The sequence below is a fragment of the Brevibacterium sp. 239c genome (assembly GCF_900169365.1).
Classification (GTDB): domain Bacteria; phylum Actinomycetota; class Actinomycetes; order Actinomycetales; family Brevibacteriaceae; genus Brevibacterium.
In genome coordinates, this window is sequence record NZ_FXZH01000060.1 from 1 (window position 1) to 1,391 (window position 1,391).

1 protein-coding gene is annotated in these 1,391 nt (G+C 61.8%); it reads right to left on the reverse strand.

The features are described from left to right. Positions 1–342: 342 nt before the first annotated feature. Positions 343–1,041 (reverse strand): GntR family transcriptional regulator, encoded by a 699-nt coding sequence (locus tag BSP239C_RS20340; protein WP_101575104.1) that lies wholly within the window; start codon positions 1,039–1,041, stop codon positions 343–345. Between the last annotated feature and the right edge of the window lie 350 nt (positions 1,042–1,391).

Sequence of the window (1,391 nt, forward strand, 5' to 3'; positions counted from 1 at the left end):
CTGGTGGTCGCGGCCGGACACAAATAAGTGGATGGGCAGAAAACGTGGCCGCCCGTGGGCAGTTCTGGTGGCCATCAGCGGGCACTTTTCGTGTCCGCCCGTGGGCAATTCCTAATGGCCGTTGACAATTGTATGACAATCCCTGTGCTGCTCACGCTACGCACTCGACCCGATCGCGTCAATGCTCTTTCGCTTTGAGTTTCAGGAGACCCCCGATACGGACCGATCGGCTGCTGCACAGACGGGACAGTCGGTCAGTCAGCCAGTCGGTCAGTCGGTCAGTCGGTCAGCCTGTCGGCCTAGGCACCGGTCAGCTGGTGGGCCTGTCGGCCTAGAGACCGGTCACTCGGTAGGCCTAGGGGTCAGCAACGCGAGTTCTTGGGCACTGTCCATGGTGTGAACGTCCAGAGCCGTCCGGATCTGTGCCGAATCACCTGTGCGGATCGCACGCATCAGTGCAGCATGAATGGCATGAGCCCGTGCGGGATTCGTCCGTGTGAACTGGTCGTAGGCCAACACGATCGTCATCTGTGCTTCCATCACCGGCCAGATGCGCATGAGGAGGTAGTTGTCCGCGGCTTCCCAGATTCCACGGTGGAATCGCACGTGCGCCTCGTGGAGGGCCAGCGGGTCCGATTCTGCCGTGGCCGTCTCAAACGTTCGCCACGACTCCTCCAGCATGCCCATCCGCTGCCCCGTCGTGTCAGCGAGGATCTCACTGATCGCCTCGGTGTCGAGAGCGACCCTGACACGGGCGATCTCCAACAGCGAATCAGACTCGATATCGGCCACCCGAAGTCCTCGGTAGGCTTCCTGAATCAAAAAGCCGTCCCTCGCCATCTGGTTGAGCGCTTCTCTCGCAGTCGGGCGACTGACGTCGAGAGAGGACGTGAGCTCTGCCTCGATGATGCGCTGGCCCGGCCGGATCTCTCCGAGCACGATCCGCCGTTTGATCTCATCAACCACGCGCTGCCGTCGCTCAGTGTTGGACACGGGAGCCTGCGCCGCACGAGCAGAAGAGATCTGTGAGGTGTTCGACATGAGTGCACCTTCTGATGCTTGGCTGACATTGCCTTCCGCTGGTCCCGCCGAGTCCACTGCTGCACCTCCCAATCGATACCGCCTGCAAAGTTCCGTCAGATTGCCGGGCCGGGTCAGACGGCGAGGACCCTGCCTGTGACGTTGCCTTCGACGGAGCGCACGAAGGCTGCGGCAACCTGTTCATCGGCCACCGGAACCATCCCCGCGAATGCGTCGTGGAAGTGGGGGGGGTGCCCCTATGGTTTTCGTCAAGGGTTGACCGGGACTTCTTCGAATAGTCTTGCTGGCTGATGCTGGGCAGGACTGATTGGTCCGGGACCGGAGTCTCGGACTGGACGTGGGCGCTTGTG

Coding starts and splice junctions, on each gene's coding strand:
- BSP239C_RS20340 (WP_101575104.1), bottom strand. CDS start 1,041: ATGTCGAACACCTCACAGATCTCTTCTGCTCGTGCGGCGCAGGCTCCC.